This window comes from Shewanella sp. SM74, assembly GCF_025653725.1.
GTDB classification, from domain to species: Bacteria; Pseudomonadota; Gammaproteobacteria; order Enterobacterales; family Shewanellaceae; genus Shewanella; species Shewanella oncorhynchi.
In genome coordinates this window covers 217,331-225,431 of record NZ_JAKKRZ010000005.1, presented here as the reverse complement: position 1 = coordinate 225,431, position 8,101 = coordinate 217,331, and the positions used below count along the sequence as shown (strand labels likewise).

Sequence of the window (8,101 nt, the reverse complement as noted above, 5' to 3'; positions counted from 1 at the left end):
AGCCCTCTGATGAGATGGTTATTGATTTTCGAGAACATTTTGCCAATTGAGCGGCGACGTTAACCAGACGGGTGGTACGGCGAGGATCACCCAGTGCCGCCGAAGAGAACACAGATTTAGCCCAGTCGGCCGCATGATGAAGAGCAGAAGTTAGCATGATCGTTACCATGTTGGGAGTCACATGGAAGATCAGATCCTGGAAAACGGGAAAGGTTCCGTTCAGGGCGCTACTTGTGTATAAGAGTCAGGGCCAAAGACGCGCAGCTTTCCGATGACGAAATCACCACCCGCTGGCATATCGCTTTATATAATCTGTCGGTAAAAGCGCAGAATGTTAACGATGGCATGTTGGGTAATTTGGCCCAAGAAAGAGCCAAAGCCGTTAAAGCTTACCTTGTGGACGTGAAAGAAATTGCTCCAGAGCGGATCTTCTTGCTCGAAAGCCGAGTGAGTTTAACCCAGAATGCAGCCCAAGTGAGCCTCACCATTGATGCTCAATAACTCTGCTAATTAACTGCTTTTTATATAAAACTAAGCCCGCTAAAGTTCGACTTTAGCGGGCTTTTACCTTATGGCTAAGCGTCATAACCAATCAAAAAACCATTCTTCTACAATCAAATCATCTATCTGTTAATTCACTCTAAAATGTTGGCCGTGCTTGGTGCCATAGGTTACACTCTGCGGCCTTTATACAACTGAGATCACAGTTTTAAACGACTGGAACCCAGACTCGCCGCACGCTTTCTGTGGCGCCATGACGCACAAATGTTCTTCAACAAAAATTATCATTAAGGTCAATAACATGTTTATCATTCGCTGGATTTTAGGCAGGATTATTCTGTTTTTAAACTTCGTATTTAGCCCTAAGAAGCGCCAACGTCCACTGGCTGAGCAACAAAAAATTGATGCTCAAACTCAAGCATTAGCCCTGTATCAATATCCTGCATGCCCATTTTGTGTAAAAGTCCGCCGTGCAATGCGTCGCCAAGGACTCAACATAGTGACCCACGACGCTAAAAAAGCACCGCATAAAGATGAACTCATCGCTCAAGGCGGCAAACAGCAAGTGCCTTGTCTGCGGATTGAAGAAAACGGTCAAGTACAGTGGTTATATGAATCAAAAGAAATCATTAACTACTTAGACCAACGCTTCGCCTAAATCACGGCGCAACGGTCAGCGCAAATATACAAATAAGTGCGTCCAATAACCTTTTCAATCGTCTGTTCAATGGGCTCCTTACAAAGGGCTTTACGTTGGAATGACGAGGTTTCGGGCGCAGTTCTTTTATTGCGTTGTTTTATCACATTCTTTTATCGCATTTACTTACGCCACAAATATTCACGGTCAGAATAATCAAATAACCACTGGGGCTGATACACCACCAATAGCGTCACCGCCATGCCATTAAGCAATGCCTCTGGGAATGCCAGCAAAGGGATTAGCATCAGGTAGTCGTCCACTAACACATTCCAATCGTAATCCGCCGCAGACCACAACCACGTCGCCCAACTCAATTGATGAAACACAGTTGAGAGGCCCGCATTGATAAAACCACTGACGAAAATGAATACAAAAATATGCTTAGGAAATAAATGGTAACTGCGACTGTATAGGATAAAACACAGAAACAGCGGTACAGCCATAGCGAACAAACTAAAAGCACCAAAATCAGCGGGCTGCTTTAATATAAAAAGACTAAAAAAAGCGCTCGGCAATAGCAACACTAAGGTCGCAAGACGCCAGCCGAACATCAGCATACAAGTGACAATTCCCAGAAAATGCAGATGCAATCCAGTTTGAATACTGGCATTTAACGACCACAGTGCATTGATCCCCACCAACGTCAGCAACAAACGTAATTGGAGATGTTTATCCCGCCGGAGCTGCACTAACTCTTCTTTTGGCCATATGGCGTAAATCCATAACGCCAAGAACATAAGGCATATACCTTGAGTCAGGCCCATATCCCATTCGATTTGCGCCCATTTATTCGACCAAAACGCCAACATTACTCGCCCATCCTTAATCCATTACACCTATCGGCGCGTACTCAGCCAATGAGAATGCCATAAATCCATGAACTTTAGGGCCATATTAAGGTATTCTTCTGTCAGTTAATAACTAAGAGTTAAATTTGATTATGCCGTTTCGATATCTCAACCTTGCCATCTTAAGTTGTTTCTCGCTCATCGCCTGCAGCAGTGCGCCAATTGACCCGAGTGAACTCGCCGGAAAATTACGGGATAAGTTAACGACGGATATTAAAAACGATGGCCTTAAACTCTTCAGCTACAAAGCTCGTCTGGTCGATGAAAAATCGACAATGAATGATACAGAGCGCCCTTTTCCACACGAGGCACGCATACGTAATATGCAAGATCCCCGTGAGCAACGTCGCGCGATGCAAGATCTACAGGACTCATTAGAAATTTGGGGGAGACAGGTTGATTTGGGTTTAATCAAAACCCTTGAAATGACGGGTTATTGCCGCGAAGGTTATATTGAATTAAGCCGAATTATCGAGCCTGGTCGAGGAGAAATCCGCGGTGAGTGCCAAGAGGGGGCAACCAATGCTGATAAACAAAAATTTATGAGCTATTAACTAAACTCAAAGTAATGAAGAAACGTGCACAGTTACCAATACAAAAAAACTTAAATTGGCTAAAAATAGCGAAAACGATAATAAGCAGAATAAAAAGTAAGCATGCGCGTATGAGACAATACGCGCATTCACATCACACTAAACTGATTCGGTCAGTGGCACAGCACGATTTTCCAATAACACAGGGATACCTTCAGTGATCGGATAAGCAAGTTTATCTGCCTTACAAATCAACTGCTGCGTCGTTTTATCGTACTCAAGTTTTCCCTTACACACAGGGCAAGCCACTATATCTAACAATTTTTTATCGAATGCCATAGAAGTTTCCTTATTTAGCTGCAGCCACTTCACGAAGACGTGCGAGCAGCTGTTCATCAAATTGTGGGGATAGCTTGGCATCGACCGCCAAATACCACCAGTTTTCTTGTGCAAAATCGCGACATTTAACCGCATCTTTTTCTGTCATCAACAGTGGCAAGCCTTGGGCTAAATCACCTAACTGGGTTTTATCGTAGGCCTGATGGTCATCAAAACCATGGCAGAAGGCCAGTTGATAGCCTTGTGCGCGCAACGATTCAAAGAAACGCGCTGGATTACCTATGCCTGCCATCGCAACGAGCGGCTGAGACTTATCGAAAGTATATTCACCAGACATCGCATCACATTTAACAGGCTTCACTGCCATAGGTGTCAGTTGCATTTCGAACTGCCCTTTTGCCGCTGGGCCGCCATTACTGACGATAAAATCCACGGTATCGAGACGCCACACGCCTTCACGCAATGGACCTGCTGGCAATAGCAAGCCATTGCCTAAACCGCGCTGACCATCAATTACCACCAACTCAATATCGCGTGCCAGAGCATAATGCTGTAGGCCATCGTCACAGATGATGACATCGACACCAAACTCAGCAATAAGCGCATTAGCCGCATCGACCCGTTTAGCGCCAACCACCATGGGCACTTGAGTACGCGCCACTATCATGGCAGGTTCATCACCCACCTCTGCCGCACTTGCACCTAAGCAAACCGATTTAACGCCTTGAATATCAACACCGTAACCACGACTGATCACACCGGGGTGAAATCCATGTTGGCGCAGTAATTCAATCAGATAAATCACAGTTGGCGTCTTACCACTGCCACCGACGGTAATATTACCGACGACGATGACAGGTACAGGCATTGCAGTTTGTGATTTCATTCCGAGGTGAAACAAAGCGCGGCGCACATAAGTGATAACCGCGAATAAGCCAGATAAAGGTAACAAGAGCCATCGCAGTGGATGGCCCTGATACCAAATTTTATTTACTAAGGCCTGCATCTAACTACCAAATTGCATCTGGTATAATTTGGCGTACATGCCATCTAATTCCAATAGTGATTGGTGCGTCCCGCGCTCGACGATACGCCCCTGATCGACTACTAAAATCTGATCCGCACTCTCGATGGTCGACAACCTGTGGGCGATCACTACAGATGTGCGGTTTTGTCTGAGGTTATCTAACCCTTTTTGAATGGCTTTTTCTGACTCAGTATCCAGTGCAGAGGTCGCTTCATCGAGGATCAACACGGGCGCATCACGTAGCATAGCGCGCGCAATCGCAATCCGCTGCCTTTGACCACCGGACAATAACACACCATTCTCACCCACTTGGGTATCAAGGCCCTGGGGCAGCTGATCAATAAACTCCATCGCATAGGCCAAGGTCGCAGCTTCGATGATCTGCTCACGAGTGGCTTCACCTGGGTAGGCGTAAGCGATGTTATTGGCTATCGTGTCATTGAACAAGGTCACCTGTTGCGATACTAGTGCCACTTGATTACGCAGCGATTTTAGCGAGTAATCGTAGATACTGACGTCATCAAGCAGAATATCGCCGGATTCAAGGCCCGTATAAAAACGGGTCACTAAACTCGCAATAGTCGACTTACCTGAGCCAGAACGTCCAACTAAGGCTAAGGTTTGTCCAGGTTTGACTTCAAAATCGACATTCTCAAGTGCACGACGATCTTGGCTGTCATAGGTAAAACACACATTATCAAAACGTAGATGACCCTTAGCACGCTCGACAGTATAAGTTCCCGTATCGGACTCAGGCAGCGTATCCAGTAATTCAAACACTGTGGTACAAGCCGCAATACCCCGTTGAAATTCGGCATTCACTCGGGTTAAGTTTTTGATTGGCTGTAACATGGCCATCATAGCGCCAAGAATCGTCGCGAAAGTACCCGCGGTAAGATCAGCTTTCATGCTGTCTAAGCTTGCCGCATAAAGTACAAAGGCTAAGGCGAATGAGCCGATAATCATGATCAGAGGCTGACTAATGGCTTGTGCCACAGCTAACTTCATATTTTGATGGCGGTTTTGATCGTTTACTTTAGCAAAACGAGTGGCTTCGGTTTCCTGTCCACCAAAGGCCAATACGTTTTTATGGCCTTTAATCATTTGCTCCGTAGTCGCACTCACCCCGCCCATGGCTGTTTGAATTTGCTTAGAGACCTTGCGGAAACGACGACTAACCACCGCAATGACCATGCCCATGATAGGACCAATCACAAGAATACAGAGGGATAGTTTCCAAGAGTTATAGAACATCAGCACCAGCATACCAAACACAGTCACACTATCGCGGACGATGGAAATCAAAGCACTTCCCGATGCTCGAGCGATTTGCTCAGTATCAAAAGTCACTTTTGAGATCAAGTTACCGGTATTTTCCTTATCCATATAACTGACAGGCAGGCTCAGATAATGCTCAAACACTTGCTGACGCATGTCCATGATCAAACGTGCACTCATATATGAAATGCCGTAAGTCGAAACAAAGTTAGCAAAGCCACGTAGGGAAAACATAACGATAACCACAAGCGGCGCCATCATAAGCACGTCGTTGTTTGCGTGGAAACCTTCACTGGTTGGCAATGCGATGCCGTTGGTCACCGCAGCAGGTGCGCCGCCGGAGAAACCCTTATCAATAAAGGGGCCGATGAAAGCGATAAAGGCGGCATCGACGAGACCATAAATAATTAATCCCGCAACTGAAAGCATAAACATGCCTTTCATCTGTTTTATATAGCCCAGTAATCGTTTGAAAACTGTCCACATTTCGTCTTTAGGAGATGTTGTCATTGATAACACTAAATTATGGCAAAGTAGGCATTCTACTCTGGATTAATCAAGTCACCAAATCTAAACAGAGAGTTGTACCAAAATGGCGCTAAATCACCACGATAGGTCTTAACCTCTCGCTCAGACTGCTGAAAAATCACACTAATTTGCCCTTCTATACCTGTAGTTAGGCCCATAATCTCCCGTTGCTGATACCGTTCAACCACTGTGGATTTTGGAAACCCCCAGCGATTAGCAAAACCAGCAGGAAACAAAACTAACTTGGGGGCAACAGCATCAATAAAGGCTTCTGTTGACGAGGTTTTACTGCCGTGGTGGGGCGCAACGAGCACTTCACTTTGTAACTCATACTCACCACTTAGGGCACGACTTAATAGCGAAGTTTCGATTTGCTTTTCGATATCCCCCGTAAGCAGTAGACTCTGCCTGTCATCATCAATGCGTATAACACAGGAACCATTATTACCCACTAACGCTTGAGGCGGAGAAAGCAAATTCAAGCTCAGCCCTTGCCATTGAATCTGCCTTGGGCGGCAATCTTGGCCGCTAAAGCCAGCCACGTCTGTGATCACTAAAGCCTTAGGGTAAGCCTCAATCAAAACAGGGGCACCACCTGCATGATCGTTATCGCTATGGCTGATAACAATATAATCAATATCTTGAATGCCTTTGGCTTTTAGGAAAGGTAATATCACCCGCTCCGCATAACTGAAGTCATCACCAAAGGCGGCACCAGTGTCGTAGACCAGCCCTCTACCATTCTTTTCAATAACCACAGCTAAACCTTGGCCCACATCCAGTAAATGCATAGCCCATCGATTATTTTGAAAGGGTGACCACAGCGTAATACAGAAAAGCAAAGCGGGAATAAACAGTAAACTCAGCAGGCTTAACCAAGAAGTATAATTTTTATTTTTAGGCACATAGCGCCATAACACACCACCGATGAGCGCGGATAACCCCAAGGCTAATATCGTATCTGAAAGCGCTAACCAATGGGCTGGCAATTGCTGGCTTATGTCTAGCAACTGCGAATAGGGTGATAAACTCCAATCACTTAGGCGAAGCAGTCCCAACCAAGAGAACCCAAACGCAGTACCAACCCACCAGCATATAAATCCCGCCATAGCTAATGGGATAACAACAAAACTAAACCATGGCACAGCTAGGATATTCATCCACAAGCTGTGTAAACTCACACCACCAAAGAGTGCTCCTTGCAGTAATCCAAGCCCAAGGCTCAAGCGCCACTGGATGGCCCAAAATTGCAAAAGCCCCGCGCCTACACGCGTCCTTCGAGTCGACACAGCCGTAAACTCTTTGGGCTGGATGACTAAGGTATATAAAATCACCCCTAAAGCACAAAACGACAGCCAAAATCCCGCACTTAAACAAGCAAGCGGGTCGAGTAACAATACGACAAACAATGCAAACAGCAAGCGCTCCCACGCAGTAGAAAATCGCTTTAATAAACTCAGTAGCATTAACAGTAAAATCATCACGAGTGCACGCTGAGTCGACACACCAAAGCCTGCAAGATAGGCATAAAATGCGGCGCCTATACCTGCCGCGACTAACGCAAAAGTCATATTACGTCGACTCTGATGTGACACCAAACGACTCAATCCAAACAAAAGGCAAGCGTATACCCATGCCGCGACAACGGAGAGGTGCAAACCGGAAATCGCCACTAAATGGCCAGTGCCTGTCTGCCTTAGTGCTTGCCAACGAGCTTGTGAGATCAAATGCTTATCCCCCAAAAGCAAGGCAAGTAAAATGTCACCTTGAGGTAAAGAGGCTAATTCAGGTGTCAATGCGCTTATGAGGTCATTACGTAATGAAGGCGAAACCGCAAGTAACTGCGCCTCAATCACTCGTCCTTTACCGACAACATGTTGACTGATTAATTGTTTTTGTTCGTTGTAGCCGCCTTGATTTAGCACGCTAGCAATGCTCTTAGGTGTCAACGTAAACAGCCAAACCTGACCCACATCGACTTCTGGCGGATCTTTCCACGTGAGTCGCAATTTTGCGTTTGGCCCTAAGATTAAATTTGGTTTAATGAGCGATATATCCAAACTTAGCCAGTCGCTGTTTCGACTAACTAGTGATATGATTTCGCCCCTTACCTGTATAGGTTGTTGTAACACTGGCAAATCCTGCCTAGATAATCCTAAGCAAAAACCAGTTAGCCATGCTACCGCAAAGAGCCCACCTGCACAGACAGGGATTTTTCGGTGTAAGATTAACGCCCCAACAACAAAGTAGGGTATGTAACTGACTGGCGGCAGCGAAGGCCATAACATCGCTGATAATAAGATGGCACTAAAGCCAAACATGAATCGATTCATAGTGAATTAAGTTA

Annotated in this window: 8 protein-coding genes and 1 pseudogene; 3 read left to right on the top strand and 6 right to left on the bottom strand. The window is 45.7% G+C overall.

What is annotated here, in order from left to right; translation table 11 throughout:
- The coding region (locus L5M49_RS07875) for a transposase (protein ID WP_263265784.1) at window positions 1–157 on the bottom strand (157 nt) is incomplete at its 3' end.
- Between the two features lie 92 nt (window positions 158–249).
- Between L5M49_RS07875 and L5M49_RS07870 the strand changes: the two are divergent.
- Window positions 250–501 (top strand): annotated as a pseudogene (locus L5M49_RS07870) (hypothetical protein); the annotation flags it as partial.
- 301 nt (window positions 502–802) lie between these two features.
- On the top strand, window positions 803–1,159 hold the full coding sequence (locus L5M49_RS07865; protein WP_028760396.1) for a glutathione S-transferase N-terminal domain-containing protein: 357 nt from the start codon (window positions 803–805) through the stop codon (window positions 1,157–1,159).
- 161 nt (window positions 1,160–1,320) lie between these two features.
- Here the strand turns inward: L5M49_RS07865 and L5M49_RS07860 are convergent, their stop codons facing one another.
- Window positions 1,321–2,010: an energy-coupling factor ABC transporter permease gene (locus L5M49_RS07860; RefSeq protein WP_263265781.1), complete on the bottom strand. Its 690-nt coding sequence runs from the start codon at window positions 2,008–2,010 to the stop codon at window positions 1,321–1,323.
- Between the two features lie 131 nt (window positions 2,011–2,141).
- Between L5M49_RS07860 and L5M49_RS07855 the strand changes: the two genes are divergently transcribed.
- Window positions 2,142–2,603: a hypothetical protein gene (locus L5M49_RS07855; RefSeq protein ID WP_263265780.1), complete on the top strand. Its 462-nt coding sequence runs from the start codon at window positions 2,142–2,144 to the stop codon at window positions 2,601–2,603.
- A gap of 138 nt (window positions 2,604–2,741) precedes the next feature.
- Here the strand turns inward: L5M49_RS07855 and L5M49_RS07850 are convergent, their stop codons facing one another.
- The 4 genes from L5M49_RS07850 to L5M49_RS07835 are packed head-to-tail and all read right to left on the bottom strand — an operon-like array spanning window position 2,742 to window position 8,087.
- A complete protein-coding gene (locus tag L5M49_RS07850; protein ID WP_006081200.1) occupies window positions 2,742–2,921 on the bottom strand; it encodes a Trm112 family protein in 180 nt (59 codons plus the stop codon).
- Between the two features lie 10 nt (window positions 2,922–2,931).
- Window positions 2,932–3,927 carry a tetraacyldisaccharide 4'-kinase gene (lpxK, locus tag L5M49_RS07845; protein WP_263265779.1) on the bottom strand — a complete coding sequence of 332 codons (996 nt, stop codon included), beginning with the start codon at window positions 3,925–3,927 and terminating at the stop codon, window positions 2,932–2,934.
- The gene (gene msbA, locus L5M49_RS07840) at window positions 3,928–5,736 is read right to left on the bottom strand and encodes a lipid A export permease/ATP-binding protein MsbA (protein ID WP_105252892.1); all 1,809 of its coding nucleotides are present in this window, start codon (window positions 5,734–5,736) and stop codon (window positions 3,928–3,930) included.
- A gap of 32 nt (window positions 5,737–5,768) precedes the next feature.
- Window positions 5,769–8,087 carry a DNA internalization-related competence protein ComEC/Rec2 gene (locus tag L5M49_RS07835; protein ID WP_263186267.1) on the bottom strand — a complete coding sequence of 773 codons (2,319 nt, stop codon included), beginning with the start codon at window positions 8,085–8,087 and terminating at the stop codon, window positions 5,769–5,771.
- Window positions 8,088–8,101: the final 14 nt, after the last annotated feature.